This window comes from Planotetraspora kaengkrachanensis (genome assembly GCF_016862895.1).
GTDB lineage: Bacteria > Actinomycetota > Actinomycetes > Streptosporangiales > Streptosporangiaceae > Planotetraspora > Planotetraspora kaengkrachanensis.
Genome location: NZ_BONV01000001.1, coordinates 565207 through 580893 on the forward strand (window position 1 = coordinate 565207; position 15687 = coordinate 580893).

The 15687-nt window shown below is 69.9% G+C and carries 14 protein-coding genes and 1 tRNA gene; 6 read left to right on the top strand and 9 right to left on the bottom strand.

All coding sequences use genetic code 11. The features are described 5' to 3' along the window. The first annotated feature begins 4 nt into the window (after nucleotides 1–4). The 3 genes from Pka01_RS02615 to galK all read left to right on the top strand — a co-directional run bounded on the left by Pka01_RS02615 (nucleotide 5) and on the right by galK (nucleotide 3497). On the top strand, nucleotides 5–1795 hold the full coding sequence (locus Pka01_RS02615; RefSeq protein ID WP_203880865.1) for an alpha/beta hydrolase: 1791 nt from the start codon (nucleotides 5–7) through the stop codon (nucleotides 1793–1795). A 77-nt stretch (nucleotides 1796–1872) separates the two neighbouring features. Then, on the top strand, nucleotides 1873–2295 hold the full coding sequence (locus Pka01_RS02620) for a hypothetical protein (RefSeq protein ID WP_203880866.1): 423 nt from the start codon (nucleotides 1873–1875) through the stop codon (nucleotides 2293–2295). Between the two features lie 80 nt (nucleotides 2296–2375). Then, nucleotides 2376–3497 carry a galactokinase gene (galK, locus tag Pka01_RS02625; protein WP_203880867.1) on the top strand — a complete coding sequence of 374 codons (1122 nt, stop codon included), beginning with the start codon at nucleotides 2376–2378 and terminating at the stop codon, nucleotides 3495–3497. Nucleotides 3498–3524: 27 nt separating this feature from the next. Here galK and Pka01_RS02630 read toward each other — a convergent pair whose 3' ends face one another. The 4 genes from Pka01_RS02630 to Pka01_RS02645 form a co-directional block, all read right to left on the bottom strand. Then, a complete protein-coding gene (locus tag Pka01_RS02630) occupies nucleotides 3525–4295 on the bottom strand; it encodes an enoyl-CoA hydratase-related protein (protein ID WP_203880868.1) in 771 nt (256 codons plus the stop codon). Between the two features lie 26 nt (nucleotides 4296–4321). After that, nucleotides 4322–5518, bottom strand: coding sequence for a nitric oxide synthase oxygenase (locus Pka01_RS02635; RefSeq protein ID WP_239114660.1), 1197 nt, complete (start codon nucleotides 5516–5518; stop codon nucleotides 4322–4324). 292 nt (nucleotides 5519–5810) lie between these two features. Beyond that, a complete protein-coding gene (locus tag Pka01_RS02640) occupies nucleotides 5811–6248 on the bottom strand; it encodes an ester cyclase (protein ID WP_203880869.1) in 438 nt (145 codons plus the stop codon). Nucleotides 6249–6354: 106 nt separating this feature from the next. Next, a tRNA-Asn gene (locus tag Pka01_RS02645) sits at nucleotides 6355–6427 on the bottom strand. A 155-nt stretch (nucleotides 6428–6582) separates the two neighbouring features. On the opposite strand from Pka01_RS02645, the gene Pka01_RS40575 reads away from it, so the two are divergent. Beyond that, nucleotides 6583–6882: a YtxH domain-containing protein gene (locus Pka01_RS40575; protein ID WP_239114661.1), complete on the top strand. Its 300-nt coding sequence runs from the start codon at nucleotides 6583–6585 to the stop codon at nucleotides 6880–6882. 96 nt (nucleotides 6883–6978) lie between these two features. On the opposite strand, the gene Pka01_RS02655 is transcribed toward Pka01_RS40575, so the two are convergent. The 3 genes from Pka01_RS02655 to dnaG form a co-directional block, all read right to left on the bottom strand. Further along, complete coding sequence (locus Pka01_RS02655; protein WP_239114662.1) at nucleotides 6979–7497, bottom strand: hypothetical protein; 519 nt, start codon at nucleotides 7495–7497, stop codon at nucleotides 6979–6981. A gap of 181 nt (nucleotides 7498–7678) precedes the next feature. Then, entirely contained in the window at nucleotides 7679–8818 is a 1140-nt protein-coding gene (gene rpoD / locus Pka01_RS02660) for an RNA polymerase sigma factor RpoD (protein ID WP_203880959.1), read from the bottom strand. A gap of 145 nt (nucleotides 8819–8963) precedes the next feature. Continuing rightward, the gene (dnaG, locus tag Pka01_RS02665) at nucleotides 8964–10832 is read right to left on the bottom strand and encodes a DNA primase (protein ID WP_203880870.1); all 1869 of its coding nucleotides are present in this window, start codon (nucleotides 10830–10832) and stop codon (nucleotides 8964–8966) included. Between the two features lie 484 nt (nucleotides 10833–11316). On the opposite strand from dnaG, the gene Pka01_RS02670 reads away from it, so the two are divergent. Beyond that, entirely contained in the window at nucleotides 11317–11880 is a 564-nt protein-coding gene (locus Pka01_RS02670; protein ID WP_239114663.1) for a M23 family metallopeptidase, read from the top strand. Between the two features lie 50 nt (nucleotides 11881–11930). Here the strand turns inward: Pka01_RS02670 and Pka01_RS02675 are convergent, their stop codons facing one another. Both Pka01_RS02675 and Pka01_RS02680 read right to left on the bottom strand, forming a co-directional pair. Continuing rightward, nucleotides 11931–13187, bottom strand: coding sequence for an NAD(P)/FAD-dependent oxidoreductase (locus Pka01_RS02675; RefSeq protein WP_203880872.1), 1257 nt, complete (start codon nucleotides 13185–13187; stop codon nucleotides 11931–11933). Nucleotides 13188–13320: 133 nt separating this feature from the next. Beyond that, nucleotides 13321–14616, bottom strand: a complete 1296-nt coding sequence (locus tag Pka01_RS02680) for a deoxyguanosinetriphosphate triphosphohydrolase (protein ID WP_203880873.1) — start codon at nucleotides 14614–14616, stop codon at nucleotides 13321–13323. A 243-nt stretch (nucleotides 14617–14859) separates the two neighbouring features. On the opposite strand from Pka01_RS02680, the gene Pka01_RS02685 reads away from it, so the two are divergent. Further along, nucleotides 14860–15684 carry a hypothetical protein gene (locus Pka01_RS02685; protein ID WP_203880874.1) on the top strand — a complete coding sequence of 275 codons (825 nt, stop codon included), beginning with the start codon at nucleotides 14860–14862 and terminating at the stop codon, nucleotides 15682–15684. The last annotated feature ends 3 nt before the right edge of the window (nucleotides 15685–15687 follow it).

A 15687-nucleotide genomic window follows, 5' to 3' on the forward strand; every position in this document is an offset into this window, starting at 1 on the left:
CGTCATGTCTGAGACGGGTGAGGTGCGAGAGGCGTTCCGCCGGGCGTCCGCGCTCGTCGCCGACCACCGCGCCGACCTCGACCAGGCCGTCCATCTGATGGCCGTCCACGCGTGGGTCGGCGGCGGCGCGCCCCGCTTCGCCGCCGAGTTGTCCAGGCACCGCGCGATCCTGCAGTCGTGCCTGGAGACCGCTCTGACGGAGATCTCCCGCCTCGTCGTACGGCACGGCATGCTCCCGCCGGGCATGACCTCCGTCCACACATCGGTGACGAGCATGACCGCCACGTCGAGCGCCTTCCGCGGCGTCGACGTCGAGACCATGAACGCCCTGGTCTGCTCGCTCGAACGTGCCGCCGAACGGATGTCCGACCTGTCGGTGCGGCTGCACGCCGAACTCGCCGTGCTCTGCCTGCCGACCGACCCGGGATGGGACGTGGCGCACAGCGCAGACTGGGCCCGCGGGCAGGCCCGCGACCTGAAGAGGCGCCTGTCCTGGATCCAGCGGGCCGAGCCGGACGCGTGGACTCCCTGGGACGGCGGCGTGGTGTCGTCCGGCGTGGTCGGCTTCGGGTTCTTCGAGGCGTTCGCCCCTGATCCCGGCATGGCGGCGGCGCTGCTGCGCAGGATCGCCGCAGGGGACCACACGGCGCTCATGGCCGTGGTCGCGCTGCAGGAGCAGGGTCAGGACCCCGGCCTGGCCGCCCGCGTCCACACGTGGTGGCGCGGGCTCCCCCGGGGGCTTCGCGAGGAACTGGTCTCAGCCGCGCCGCAGGGGGTCGGGGCGCTCAACGGCCTGCCCGCCTCGGTCCGCGACCGGGCCAACCGGCTGTTCCTCGCCATGGAGAAGACCCGCCTGCGGGCCGAGTCCGCCCGGCTCACCCGCGAGATAGCGGAGTCGGGCCGGGCCACCATGTTCCTGCCGCTCGACGCCGCCCTGAACGCCCTCAGAAGGATCGACATCATCGAGCGGATGCTCACGGTCGGCGGCGCCGCAGGCCATCCGCCGCTGCTCCTGCTCTCCTTCAATCTCACCGGGCTCGGGCGCCTCGTCGTCTCCTGGGGCGACCCCGACACGGCCGACACGACCGTCACCTATGTCCCCGGGCTCGGCACGCGACTGGACACCTTCGACGACGGCGTCGAGCGAGCCCGGCGGCTCTGGCAGCAGTGCCAGACGACCGCGGGAGGCAGGCATGTCGCCTCGATCGCCTGGCTGGGCTACGACGCTCCTCAGCTCGATCCCGGGATCATCTCCTTCGGCCGCTCGGTCGCCATGGGAGGCGCCGCCGACCGGGGCGCGGGCGCGCTGGCCGCCTTCGTCGACGGCCTGCACGCCGCCCACGTGCCCGCCCCGTCCGCCAGGAACGTGTTGCTGGGACACAGCTACGGCTCCCTGGTCACCGGGAAGGCCGCCGTCCTGCGACCCGGGCTGCTGGCCGACGACCTCATCTTCGTGGGCAGCCCCGGCGTCGGAGTGGAGCACGCCGGCGATCTGGGAGTGGCCCCCGGCCATGTCTGGGTCGGCGAGGCCGGAAACGATCCGGTCGCGTATCTCGGCAGGTTCACGGCCGATCCCGGGGACGCGAGCTTCGGCGCCAAGCGCTTCCTCGTCGAGCGCAGCGTGATCACCGAAGCCCACTCCAGCTACTGGAATCCGTATTCCTCCTCCCTGCGCAATATGGGCCGCATCGTCAACAGCCAATACGGCCACCTGATCAAGCCGGAGCCTCTGAAACAGCCTCAGTTGCTGATGCCCGAACTCGCTCCCCCAGAGGTGAGAGAGCTCAACAGATGACGCCACTGTGGCACCGCGTTTCGGGGTGCGCCCTCTCGCTGGCCGTCCTGGCCGGCTGCACAGAACCAAGGTCTGCCATGCCCCAAACGATCGTCCAGACGCAGGCGCTGACCCGCGTGGAAGAACTCCTCTCGAGCACCGTCTCTGCCCTCGACCCGAAACCACGTCTGGAACTCAACGCCATCGTCCCGACCGTCTCCCGATGTCTCGATCCCGGTCCGACGGAGTCATCCGAGCAGGTGGTGGTGAGCCGCGCGTACTGGCTCCGCGACATTCCCGCGAACCACAACCTCGCCATCGCGTACCAGGTCCGGGATCACTGGGTCCGGCAGGGGCACGTCATCCTCGGCACGGCTGGGCTGGAGTCTGGACATCCCGACATCGCGGGCGAGACGCGTCCCGATGGGTTCATCCTGGCTCTGGTCTGGGCCGAAGGAGATCATCTCTATCTCGCCTCCTCCTCCCCCTGCGTCTGGCCGGACGGCACCCCCGAACCGTGATGGACCTCTCGCCGAGTGGGTCGATCGAGTCGTGACTCGGTAACCTACGGGAGGTCGAAAATGTTCAGGAGTGTGGGATTGTGCGCGTTGTTGATGCTTTCCGGCAGGCCTATGGCGGCGAACCCGCGGGGGTGTGGCACGCGCCCGGCCGGGTCAACCTGATCGGGGAGCACACCGACTACAACGACGGATTCGTGCTGCCCTTCGCCGTGCCGTGGGGCGTCACGGCCGCGGTACGCCCGCGCGAGGACGACACGGTCCGTCTCGCCTCGCTCCAGGCGGACTCCGGACCCCAGGTTCTCGAGCAGATCGACCAGGCCGAGGGCTGGGCCCGATACGCGGCCGGAGTCTTCTGGGTGATGCGCGAGGACGGCCTTCCCATCCGCGGCGCCGATGTCATGATCGACGGCGACGTGCCCCAGGGTGCCGGGCTGTCGTCCAGCGCGGCCCTCGAGGTCGCCGTCGCGGTCGCCCTCGACGACCTGTACGGCCTCGGCCGGCCCAGGATGGAGCTGGCCAGAATCGCGCAGCGGGCCGAGAACGACTTCGTCGGCATGCCGTGCGGGATCATGGACCAGGCGGCGTCCGTCCTGAGCCGGGAGGGCCACGCGCTGTTCCTCGACTGCCGGTCCCTGGCCTCCCGGGCCGTCCCGCTCGACCTGGCCGCGCACGGACTCCAGCTGTTGATCATCAACACCGGCGTGCACCACGAGCTGGCCGACGGCCAGTACGCCCGCCGCCGCCGGGACTGCGAGAACGCCGCCAAGCACCTGGGCGTCGACTCCCTGAGAGACGTCACCGACCTCGCGTCTGCCCTCCAGAAGCTCACCGGCGACGAGCGCAAGCGGACACAGCACGTCGTGACGGAGAACCACCGTGTCGAGGCCCTGATCGGGTTGCTGCGGGCGGGAGCCGTACAGGAGATCGGAGCCCTGCTGATCGCCTCGCATCTCTCGCTGCGCGATCAGTTCGAGGTGTCCTGCGCGGAGCTGGACGTGGCGGTCGAGGCGGCCGTCAAGGGCGGAGCCAGGGGCGCCAGGATGACGGGGGGCGGATTCGGCGGCTCCGCCATCGCCCTCGTCGCCGAGGAGAAGGCGGACCGGGTTCGGGAAGAGGTCATGCGCGCCTACGAAGAGCGCGGCTGGGCCGCTCCGACCATCTTCACGGCGTCTGCCGCTCCGGGCGCCCGCCGGCTCGCCTAGAGGCTCCTCGGAGCGGCCCGGACCCGCTCAGCCGAGCGGAGGGAAGTCCGGCGCCCGGTTTTCGAGGAAGCTGGCGACCCCCTCGGCGAAGTCGGGTCTTTCGAACGACTTCCGCATCAGTTCCTGCGCCGTGTCCCTCGATTCGTCGAGGGACACGTTCCAGTCACCCCACACCTGCCGCTTCATGACCTCCATCGACGCGGGTGAGCACCACACGGCCAGCTCTCTCGCGTACGTCAGCGTCTCCTCCATGAGCCGATCCCGCGGTACGGCCCGGGCCGCCAGGCCGAATCCGCAGGCCTCCGCACCCGTGAACACGCGGCCGGACAGCAGCAGGTCCATCGCCCTGGCCTGCCCGGCGAGCCTGGGCATGATCCAGGCCAGGCCGTACTCGGCGATGAGACCCCGGCGCGAGAAGGCGGTCGTCCACTTGGCGTCCTCGGCCGTGAAGACGAGGTCGCACACGAGCGCGTGGACCATCCCGAGCCCGGCGCACGCACCGTTCACCGCGGCGATCACCGGCTTGCGGATCGTCACGGGGAAGGTGTTCGGCCGCGTGTCCGGTTCGCCGTCGTAGTCTCCGGTCTGGATCGCGGTCAGGGTCGCGAAGTCGGCCCCGGCGCAAAAACCCCTGCCTGCGCCGGTGACCACGATGACCCTGACAGACGGATCCCGCTCGGCCTCCTCGAGGAGGTCGAAGTAGCGCCGTCCCATCTCGTCGGTCCACGCGTTCAGCCGTTCAGGCCGGTTGAACGTGAGGATCCGCACGCCGCCGTCGTCCTCGGACAGCACCACCATGTCGACCTCCCCTACCGAATTATGTTCTACACCGGGCAGCGCCCTTCCGTGAACTTCTCGAGCCCTTCATTGCCGTCTCGGCGGGTGAATGCCGGGGTCAGCTGCACGTCGTCGTAGTAGCGGTGGAAAACCGGGGTCGCCGCGCCGGATAGCGGCGGCACGATCCAGGACCAGTCCGCCGGGCAGACGCGACCGCTGCGCTCCTCCTTCTCCAGGTGGAGCATGAAACGCCTGGCCTCGGTGTGGTGGTCGGTGACGGCCACGCCGTCCTCCTCGAAGGAGTGCAGGACGGCCACGTTCAGCTCGACGAGCGCCTGGTCGCGCCAGAGCGTCCGGTCGTGCGACATGTCCAGCCCGAGCCGCTCGGCGACCACGGCGAGCTGGTCGTACCGGTCGGCGTCCGCGAGGTTGCGGGCGCCGATCTCGGTGCCCATGTACCACCCGTTGAAGGGGGCGCACGGATAGCGGACACCGCCGATCTCCAGGCACATGTTCGAGATGACCGGCACGGCGTGCCATTTCAGCCCGAGATCGGCGAACCATCGGAACGACGGGTGACGGAGGGGGACTTCGAGAACGACCTCGGGGGGCAGTTCTCGCAGGGCAGGGGTGCCCTTGGCCTCGACGACGAGGGGCAGGACGTCGAACCGGGTGCCGCGGCCCCGCCAGCCGAGCCGGACGGCGGCCTCGGTCACCTCGGCGTTCGCCGGGTCACCGACGACCGAGCCGTCGGGCCGCGTGTATCCGGCGTATCGGATGAGCTGGTCGTTCCAGATCACCGGGGCATGCTCGCCCGGCCTGTCCGGCGCGAACACGGTGACCGTCGGCCGGATCTTGCCCTTGTTGGTGGCCACCCGGAGGTGTTCCACGCACTCGTCCGCGACGCCGTCGGCCGTGTCGACGTGCCGCCGATCCCGGACGCGGAGGGACTTCCAGTAGAGCCGGCCGATGCACTTGTTGCTGTTGCGCCACGCCACCCGAGCTCCGAAGGCGAGCTCGCCCGGCGTGTGCGTGTAGGTACCTGTCTGGGAGATCTCTCGGGCGACCTCGCGCAGCCTGGGCTTCATCGACCCCGCGGACGGGTTCTCCGCGTGGTACAGCCGGATGAAGTCCTCAGCCTCCCCCCTGTCGATGCCCTCCTCGCATCCCTGTTGCTGTACGGCTTCCGTAACCTGCTTGGACCTGAACCATCTCAGCACGACCGCCACACACTTCGTACTCACGGACGTCACGCCGGTTCCGGGGTGGCGATGGCGCCCTCTGCGCAGTGGCCCTCACCCCACTGCGATGTTTGTGGTCCGCGGCAGCCACGACTTCTCAGGAAAGGCGCAGCGTTTCACATTTTCGGCGAACTCCCGTGATTTGTCCCCGCATTCGGCCACAAGGGGCAATCTTCGATAGAAACATCCGGATCAACAGGGGCCCCGGACGGACATGAAAGGGCCCGCATCCCCGGCAGGGAGACAGGCTCGGAATGTTCACGTGTCCATATGAATGATCTTCAGCTGGTGGGACCTACGGGGGCGGGCCGACCACCGGCATCGATAACCCGAGCTGGGCGTACATCTCCAACTGATCATAGAAAAGGTGGTAGCTGGCGATCAGGTCCTGTTCCACGGTGAAGACCCAGCAGCAGCGGAGGCCGATTCGCCTGCCGGTACCGGGAGCCGAGTCGCCGCCCGGCATCAGGAGCGGGCCGTTGTGGGTGCCGGTGGCCAGGGCCGTCGTCGCGATCTCGTCGCCCTCCGTGATCGTCTGCCAGACCGTGAAGCGCATGTCGGGCGCGGCCGTCCAGATGACCTCGTAGTAGGAGACGACTTCCTCTCGGCCCTCGGCCTCCCCATCTGGCCCCACTGCGGCGACATGTGGGGCGAAACACTGGGCTAACCGGTCCGGATCGTGGGCGTTGCAAGCCGCGAAAAAGCGGCTCACGACGCCCGCCACGTCCCGCACGGGGGGCCTCCCTCCGCACCTCAGGTGGCTCCCGGAACGACTCAGGCCCCCTGTCCTGGATTCAGGAAAGGGGGCCTGAGCTGTACGTTCCTCGGTTCTACCGAAGCTCCCGCGATAGGACTCGAACCTATAACCTGCCGGTTAACAGCCGGCTGCTCTGCCGATTGAGCTACACGGGATTGCGATGTACCGCCTGATCGGGCCTTGCGGGCCCGTCTTGCGGCGCGGAACTAGATTAGCGCACTCCTGGGGGAGTCTGTCACGTCCATTCCGCTTGGATAGATGCAGGCCTCCGGGGTAGAAGGGGCGGAGAGCACGAGCGCGGAGGTGGAAGATGCGGTACAAGGCGATGTTCGCCGCCGGGCTGGCCATCGGCTACGTCCTGGGAACCCGAGCCGGGCGTGAGCGCTACGAACAGATCAAGCGCGCCGCTCAGCGGGTGGCGGACAGCCCGAGCGTCCAGGAGGCGGCGGGACTGGTCGGCGCTCAGGCTTCGAAGGTGGCGGGCAAGGCGAAGGACCTGGCCGGCGACAAGTTCAGCGGCAAGTTCCTGAAGAAGCAGGAATCTTGGGAGGACGAGAGGGTGGGTGCCGCCACCGGTTGGCCCGGCAACGACCCCGACCGGATCACCTGAGCGATCCACCGCACCACGAGCCCCTGGCCCACGCCGGGGGCTTCCGCTCGCCCTGACCCCGCCCTGACCCTCCGCCCGGCTCCGCGCCGGCCGGCCTCAGACCCCGAGGCTCCGCCGTACCTCTTCCAGGGCCTGTTCCGCGAGCGCCCGCAGTCCGGGGTCGTCCGGATCGAGGCCCGGGTCGAAGATGAACTCCCATCGCGGCGTGTCGTATCCCGGCACCCTGCGGGCCACCAGCCGCACTCCCCCGCGCGCGTCGAGCTGGACCCTCCTGCTGGCAACGATCGACGCGGTGACCCGCTCACGGACCGTTTCCGGCAGCAGACCGGGCTCGGGCAGCGCGATCCGGTGGGAGACGCCGTCGGTCATCGTGACGGTGACGCCCTCCTCGTCCCAGACGGCCTTGTCCATGAGGTGCCACGGGAGCCGCCGTCCGCCGGGCAGGTGCAGCGCGTGCGTGGTGGCCACCGCGAAGTCGCCTTCGGGGATCGGCGCATGGCTGATCACCCGCTCATGGGGTTCCAGGGCGAGAGCCGTACGGACCTCGGAGGGCAGACGGCGGGACCCGAGCCGTCCGCCGGATAGCCCGAAAAGGGACAACTTCGAACCAGTCAATGAGCACCGCCACTGAGCACGACCACTGATATCGGCAGGTTATCCGGCGCGTGGCCCATGGACGAATCCGCCGGTGCCTCAGGGGGCCGCGCATCCCGCTGAATCAGGCGGCCGTCCGCCGCGGATCGACAGGACCATGGGCGCGGGGCCCCGCCTCAGGCAGGCGAGACCCCGCCCATGGTCAGTCGAGGTAGTCCCGCAGCATCTGCGCGCGGGTCGGGTGGCGCAGTTTGGCCAGCGTCTTGGACTCGATCTGCCGGATCCGCTCCCGCGTGACACCGAACTCGCGGCCGACCTCCTCCAGCGTCCGCGGGTGGCCGTCCGCCAGCCCGAACCGGAGCTGGATGATCCGCTGCTCACGCTCGGACAGCGTCGCCAGGATGTCGTCGAGCTGGTCCTGCAGCATGATGAACGCGGCCGCCTCGATCGGCACGACGGCGTCGGCGTCCTCGATGAAGTCGCCGAGGTCGGAGTCCTCCTCGCCGATCGGCGACTGGAGCGAGACCGGCTCCTGCGCGATCCGCTGGATCTCCACCACCCGGTCGATGGGCAGGCCCATCTCCGCCGCGATCTCCTCGGGAGCGGGCTCCCGGCCGAGATCCTGGTGGAGCTGGCGCTGCACCCGGACCAATTTGTTGATCGTTTCGACCATGTGGACCGGAATTCGGATCGTCCGCGCCTGATCCGCTATCGCCCGGGTGATCGCCTGGCGAATCCACCACGTGGCATACGTCGAGAACTTATAACCCTTGGTGTAGTCGAATTTCTCGACGGCGCGGATGAGACCGAGATTGCCCTCCTGGATGAGATCGAGAAAGAGCATTCCGCGACCCACGTACCGCTTGGCGATCGAGACCACCAGCCGGAGGTTCGCCTCGATGAGCCGCTGCTTGGCCCGGACGCCCTCCCAGACGAGGTCCTCGAACTCGGGACGGGCGAGCCGGAGGGCGGTGTTCTCGCAGAGCTTGTCCTCGGCGAAAAGCCCGGCCTCGATGGCTTTGGCGAGCTCCACCTCCTCCTCCGCCGTCAGCAGCGGTACACGGCCGATCTCCCGAAGGTAGATCCTGACCAGGTCACTCGTTGGAGCTCGTTTGGAAACGTCCTCCTCGTCGGGCTTGCTGGGCTCCTCATCCCCTTGCGGTTCGAGAACCTCAACCCCGTTCTCAGCGAGCATCCGCACGACGCGCTCAAGCGCGTCGGCAGGCAGCTCGGACCGGTCGAGCGCGGAGGCCACGTCGTCGATCGTGACGCTTCCGCGTTCTTTTCCCTTAGCGACGAGCTCCGCCACCTGATCTACCGATGGCGGCCTGCTTGGCAGCACCGATGCACCCACGGAACACAGTCTGCAATATAGATACCGGAAAATGGCAGGCCTATTTTTGTCACCGAAGGTAAGACAGAATCCAACACCGTATTGAGATCAAAAATAATGTTTGACCGTCGTGAGATGTGGAAAGGGGAATTCTTCAGGCTCCTGCGGCGCGTTCTCTGAGGACGCGGTGCTGCTGTTCGAGAGCCACCAGTTCACCGAAGAGCCGCTTGTATTCCTGCTGCTCCTCGACCGGGTTGAGCCGCTGCAACCGCGACTTGACCTGGGCCAGCGCCCGGCCCACCGCGGTCTCGTGGAGCTTGGCCAGCATCGCCGCGGCGTACCGCTCCTCGACCGCGGTGTCGGCGCGCAGTTCCTCGACGGCGAACCGGGTCGTCATCGACCGCAGATCGGCGCCCGGCTCCCCCGTCGCCGGGGCGGAGCCGGCCTGCTCGAGCAGGCGGTCGACCCAGTCGCGGCCGCCAGGCCCCCCCGTGACGGTCCCGCCCGCCGCGATGACGATCCCGTACAGCGCGACGTGCTCCGGGAGCGTGAAGGTCTCCGCGCCGAGCGCGTCGAACTCCGGCCCGAGCAGTGCCGGTCGCTGGACGGCGAGCTTGAGCACCTCGGCCTCCAGCCGCACGGCGGGGTCGACCGCCTCCCGCTTCGGCGCCCGCACCTGCCCGGGGCCCTTGTCCCGCCCGATGACCTGCTGGATCCTCCGGATGACGAAGCCCTCGTCCATGAAGCCGAGCCAGCGGTCGAGGTCGACGACGTACGTCTTGCGCAGGCCGGGGTCCTTGATGCCCGCCACGACGGGGGCGACGGCGTCGAGCGCGCTCAGCCGTCCCTCGTTGGTGTTGAGGTCGTACCGGGACAGGACGCTGCGGATGGCGAAGGCGAACAGCGGCTCCCGGCCGGCCACCAGGTCCCGCACGGCCGCGTCCCCGTGCTTGACCCTCAGGTCGCAGGGGTCGAGCCCGTCCGGCTGGACGGCGACGAAGGTCTGGGTGACGAACTTCTGCTCGTCCTGGAACGCCCGCAGCGCGGCCTTCTGCCCGGCGGAGTCGCCGTCGAAGGTGAAGATCACCTCACCGCGGAACTCCGCCTGGTCGAGCAGGAGCCGGCGCAGGACCTTGATGTGCTCCTCGCCGAACGACGTGCCGCAGGTCGCCACCGCCGTCGGCACCCCGGCGAGGTGGCAGGCCATCACGTCGGTGTAGCCCTCGACGATGACCGCCTGGGACCGCTTGGCGATCTCCCGTTTGGCCAGGTCGACGCCGTACAGGACGGAGCTCTTGTGGTAGATCGGGCTCTCGGGGGTGTTCAGGTACTTCGGGCCGTCGTCGGACTCGAGCAGCTTGCGCGCTCCGAAGCCGATGACGTCGCCGGTGATGTCCCTGATGGGCCACACGAGGCGGCCGCGGAACCTGTCGATCGGCCCCCTGCGGCCCTCGCGGGCGAGGCCGCCCCGGATCAGCTCCTGAGCGGTGAACCCGCGGCCCATGAGGTGCCGCGCCAGCGCCTCCCATTCGGCCGGCGCGTAGCCGACGCCGAACCGCTCCGCGTCGACGCGCTCGAAGCCGCGCTCGGACAGGAACCGCCGTCCCGGCGCCGCGTCCGGCGAGGCGAGACGCTCGGCGTAGAACTCGGCGGCCGCCCGGTGCGCCTCGATGAGGCGCACCCGCTCACCCTGCTCGCGGCCGGGCACGTAGCCGCCCTGCTCGTAACGGAGCTGGATCCCCGCCCGCTGGGCGAGCCGCTCGACGGCCTCGGTGAACGTGAGGTTCTCGATCTTGCGGACGAACGTGATCACGTCGCCGCCTTCGGCGCAGCCGAAGCAGTAGTAGTAGCCGCGGGCGGGCGTGACGTTGAACGAAGGAGACTTCTCGTCGTGGAAGGGGCACAGGCCCTTCAGATTGCCGCCGCCGGCGTTGCGCAGCTGGATGTGCTCACCGACCACATCGGCGATCGGTGATCGTTCGCGAACGACCGCGATGTCCTCGTCACTGATCCGCCCTGCCACTCTGGCGAGTTTAGGCCCTGCCGGTCGTGCGGTGGGCGCCCCCACCCAGACAGGATCCGGCCGGCATGGCGGAGGGGCGCCGTACGGCGGCCAGGCGACTTCATCGAACAGGTCATGACGAATGCGGCGGTCCGTTACAAAGGAGAAGTTCAGTAAGGTCAACCAGGTGGAGATCATGCGATCGGGGAAATTGGCCCTCCTCGCGGGTGCCGGATGTCTTGCGGCCGCCTGCAGCGGGCCGTCCGGAGACGCCGCTGCGACCGCGGCACGACCGTCGTCGTCGGCCACGTCCACATCCACAGGCACATCCAAAGGCACGGGCACAGGTACAGGCACAGGCGCCACCGCGTCCGGCCGACCCAGTGGGGCGGCCGCCACCGCCCGCCCGGCGAACGGGGCCATGCCCGCCGGAAGTGCCCCGATTCGAGTCCTGCCACCGAAGGTGTCGCCATTCACCTATGTGTTCCCGGTCAAGGGATGCCGGGTGACCTATGCGCGCAAACTGCTGGCCGGACTGCCCAAGAGCACCATCTGGGCGGGCAAGGGCTGCGCCTTCGTCGCGCCGATCGACGGCGTCGTACGTGAGGTGAGCACCGAGAGCAAGTGGAAGCCGGACACGGACGCCGGCGCCGACCGCGAGGGCCGCTTCGTGACGATCGTCGGCAAGGACGGCGTGCTCTACCTGGGTGGCCACCTCTACTCCGTCGCGCCGGGCCTGAAGCCGGGCGCCAGGGTCAAGGCCGGGCAGCGGCTGGGGTCGATCGGCAACTCCGGCAACGCGCTCGACACGGCGAGCAACCTCTACTTCGGCATCTCATGGCCGACCGACTCCAAGTACTGGTGGATCCGCCGCGGCATGGTCGCGCCGTGGACCTTCCTCGACGCGTGGCGCAACGGGAACCGCACGTTGTCGCCCAAGCAGACCGTCCTCAACGTGCGCAAGCAGGTCGGCGTGCTGCCCAAGTGCACGGTGCTCTGCGTGCCCAAGCCCGTGCAGACGCCCGATCCGCAGAACGCGCAGAACCCGCCGGGCGACGGCGCCGCCTGAGCCGCGCCCGCCCGTCCCGGCGCCTGCCCGTACCGCTGCCTTGGGGCGGGTCAGGCGAGCAGGTCGCCGAGGGGCACCTCGGAGTCGGCGAGCCGCCCGAGATCCACGGCCCTGCCCTCCTGACCCGCCCGCACGAGGGCCTGGATCTCCTGGGTGACGTCCCACACGTTGACGTTCATTCCGGCCAGCACGCGGCCCTGCTTGACCCAGAAGACCAGGAACTCGGGCGTGGCCCCCGCGCGGATCGCCGGGTCGCCGCGGTACACGACCTGGTCGTGGCCGGTCACGTCCCCGGAGAACTCCATGCCGAGATCGAACTGGTCGGTGAAGAAGTACGGCACGCGGTCGTAGACGACGTCCTGCCCCAGCATCGCGCGGGCCGCGGCCGGGCCCCCGTTCAGCGCGTTGGCCCAGTGCTCCACCCGGATCCGGCGCCCGAGCAGGGGGTTGACCGCCTCCGCCACGTCGCCGGCCGCGTAGATGTCCGGATCCGAGGTGCGCAGCGACGCGTCGACGAGGATGCCGTCCGCGATCTCCAGCCCGGCGGTCCTGCCGATCTCGACGTTGGGCGCGGCTCCGATGCCGACCACGACGTCGGCCGCCGGCAGCACCTCGCCCTCGGAGGTCACCACCTCCTGGACGCCTGACGTGCCGCGCAGCGCCTGGACCGAGGCGCCCAGCCGGAACTCGACGCCTCGCGTCCGGTGCAGCGCGGCGAAGATCTCGCCGACGGACGCGCCGAAGGTCCGGTGGAGCGGCGTGGGGTCCGGCTCGACGACCGTGACCGAGCAGCCCGCCTGACGGGCGGCGGCCGCGGTCTCGAGGCCGATCCACCCCGCCCCGACGATCACCACGTCGCCCCCGCGGGCGAACGCGTTCCGCAGCGCCTGGCTGTCGGCGACGGTCCTGAGATAGTGCACGCCGTCGAGGCCGGCGCCCTCCACGCCGAGCACCCTCGGGCTCGCGCCGGTCGCGATCAGCAGTTTGTCGTACGGCTGCGACGCGACGACGTCCCGCCCCTCCCCCGTGGCCAGGGCGACGACCCGCGCCCGCGGGTCGATGCTCGTGGCGGTGGTGCCCAGCCGCAGGTCGACGCCCTGCGCGTCGTACCACTCGGCGTCGTGGACGTAGACCTTGGCCAGCTCCGTCGATCCCTGGAGATAGCCCTTGGAGAGCGGCGGGCGCTCGTACGGGCGCTCCCGCTCGCTTCCCACGAGCACGATGTCCCCGGTGAAGCCCTCGGCGCGAAGGGTCTCAGCGGCCTTCGCCCCGGCCAGTCCCGCGCCGATGATCACAAAAGTGGGCATGGTTCCTCCTCGACCTCTCTTCGTGCCGCCTGCCGCAGACCGCACGCCGTCGAAGCTATCTCAGGCGGCCGGACGCCCACGGAGCTTCCGTCAGACGACCGAACCGGCACGGCTCAGGCGCCGCCGGGCGCGGTCACGCGCGGGCGGAGAGCCTGCGGTACCACGCCGGGGCGGAGGCGTCGGTGAGCGAGGCGATCTGGTCGACGACCGCGCGCAGGCGTCCCGCGTCGTCGGCGGCCTCCTCGAACCGGGGCCGCAGGGCGGGCTCGAGCGTCCCGGGGGCGCCCAGCATGATCAGCGATCCGAGCTCGGCGATCAGTTCGCGCTGCCTGGCCTGGGTGGCGTGGTGGTCGTCCCTGGACATCACGTACGTGGCCGTGACCCCCTTGAGCAGCGCGCACTCCAGCCGTGTCGTCGCAGGCACGACGAGGTCCATCGCGTGGCGGCCCGCCCGCTCGGCCCCGGCCCGTGCCCCCCGGACGGCGGCCGAGCCGTACACGTCCCTGGTGGCGTCCTGCGCGGACGTGCAGAAGCGCCCGATCAGCCCGCTGGTGAGGCGTTTGAGCCCGGCGAGGTCGACCAGGCCGGCGTCGAACCGCCCCGGCCACAGTGGGTCGGCGACAAGTCGCGTGAAGATCTCGGCGAGCTCGTCGAGATCGGCGTCGGGCGCGTACCAGTCGCGCGTCAGGCGGCAGACCGCCGCCCGCTCCCCGGGGTCGCGCAGCGCCTCTACGGTGACGTGACCGGAGGTGAGGGCGTCTTCCAGGTCGTGGACGGAGTAGGCGACGTCGTCGGCCCAGTCCATGATCTGCGCTTCGAAGCCGACCGAGCCCTGGGGGGCGCCCTCGCGGATCCATTGGAAGACGGGGAGGTCGTCGGGGTAGACGCAGTACGGCCTGCCCTCGCGGGCGTGGGGCACGCCGGGGGCCTGGAAGGCGTGGCTGGTCCAGGGGTACTTGCACACGGCGTCGAGCGTCGCGCGGGTCAGGTTGAGCCCGGCGCTGCGGCCCTCCTCGGTCACGACCTTGGCCTCCAGGCGGGTGAGCAGGCGCAGGTTCTGCGCGTTGCCCTGGAAGCCGCCGCACCTGGCGGCCAAGCGGTCGAGCGCCATCTCGCCGTTGTGCCCGAACGGCGGGTGGCCGAGGTCGTGCGCCAGGCAGGCCGTCTCCACGAGATCGGGGTCGCGGCCGAGAGCCTTGCCCATCTCGCGGCCGATCTGGGCGCACTCCAGGGAGTGCGTGAGCCGGGTGCGCGGGCTGTGCATGCTCGCGGAATCGGTGGGGGTCACCACCTGGGTCTTGGCCGCGAGGCGGCGCAGCGACGCGCTGTGCAGCACCCGTGCCCTGTCCCGTTCGAACGCGTTCCGTTCGGGATTGCCCGGCGGCTCGGGCGCCCATCGCGCCTGGTCGTGTTCGTCGTAGCGGGTCATCCGCCGTCCTCCCCCCTGGTCCACGCTCTCCGCCGGCTGCGGAGGCGGGGAGAGAACCGTACCCGGCGAATCCCCACCTCACGACGAACGGCCTGAGAACAATGCGCGCCTTCGGTCGGGCCGGCCCAATGCAAACACGCCGATCGACACATATTTCGACATTGATGACTTCGACCGGGTCAAGCACCATGAGTGGAGCTCGGGGAATGGTCGGGGATTCGTCACGCCTGACAGGGAGCTTCGGTGGCCGATCGTGAGCTCGTGGAGGTCCTCCGGTCCGGGCCATTCGAGCATGCCCTGCGGGTGGCGATCCGGACGCGCGGGCTGAGCCTCGACCGCATCCACGCCCGGCTGAGCGAGCGGGGCGTGCGAATCAGCCTGTCGAGCCTGAGCTACTGGCAGCGGGGCCGGTCGCGGCCCGAGCGCGCCGCCTCCCTCGCCGCCCTGCGCGAACTCGAGGCCATCCTGGCGCTCCCCCCGTACTCGCTGATCGGCCTGCTTGGACCGCCGAGGCCGCGCGGACGCCGTACGGACCCGTCACCCGGCCTGATCACGGTCCTCAGCCAGCACGAGCAGGTGGTCGTGAGCGCGGACAGGAAGCGGCGGCTGGCCCGTGCCCGAATCGTCCTGCGGGCGACGGCGGCGGGCGCCGACCGTTGCGTCGTCGCCCATCCTCCCGGCATCCGGCTGCTCCGCACCGACTGCTGCCGGCCGGGGCGCAGCGGCCCGGACGAGACGGGTACGCGCACGCTCGACGAGCTGATCTTCGATCGGCCGCTCGCCGCCGGGGAGACGAGGATCCTCGAGTACTCGACCGGGTTCTCCGGCGGCGCGCTCGACGCCGACCATCACGTGCGGCTCCTGCACGTCCCCGTGCAGCAGCACGTCGTGCAGGTCAGGTTCGAGGGCCCGGCGCTGCCGGTCCGCTGCTTCCACACCTGGTCCCCCGACCCGTGGGCGGAGCCGGGGGACACGGGCGAGCTGCACGTCGACGCGTACGGCACGGTCCATCTCATCGACGCGGACGCCCGTCCGGGCGCCCGCGGGATCCGATGGGAATGGGTCTGACGG

Excerpts from the sequence above, each read along its gene's own strand:
- Pka01_RS02615 (WP_203880865.1), top strand. The coding sequence starts at position 5 with ATGTCTGAGACGGGTGAGGTGCGAGAGGCGTTCCGCCGGGCGTCCGCG.
- Pka01_RS02620 (WP_203880866.1), top strand. The coding sequence starts at position 1,873 with ATGCCCCAAACGATCGTCCAGACGCAGGCGCTGACCCGCGTGGAAGAA.
- Pka01_RS02630 (WP_203880868.1), bottom strand. The coding sequence starts at position 4,295 with ATGGTGGTGCTGTCCGAGGACGACGGCGGCGTGCGGATCCTCACGTTC.
- Pka01_RS40575 (WP_239114661.1), top strand. The coding sequence starts at position 6,583 with ATGCGGTACAAGGCGATGTTCGCCGCCGGGCTGGCCATCGGCTACGTC.
- Pka01_RS02675 (WP_203880872.1), bottom strand. The coding sequence starts at position 13,187 with ATGCCCACTTTTGTGATCATCGGCGCGGGACTGGCCGGGGCGAAGGCC.
- Pka01_RS02680 (WP_203880873.1), bottom strand. The coding sequence starts at position 14,616 with ATGACCCGCTACGACGAACACGACCAGGCGCGATGGGCGCCCGAGCCG.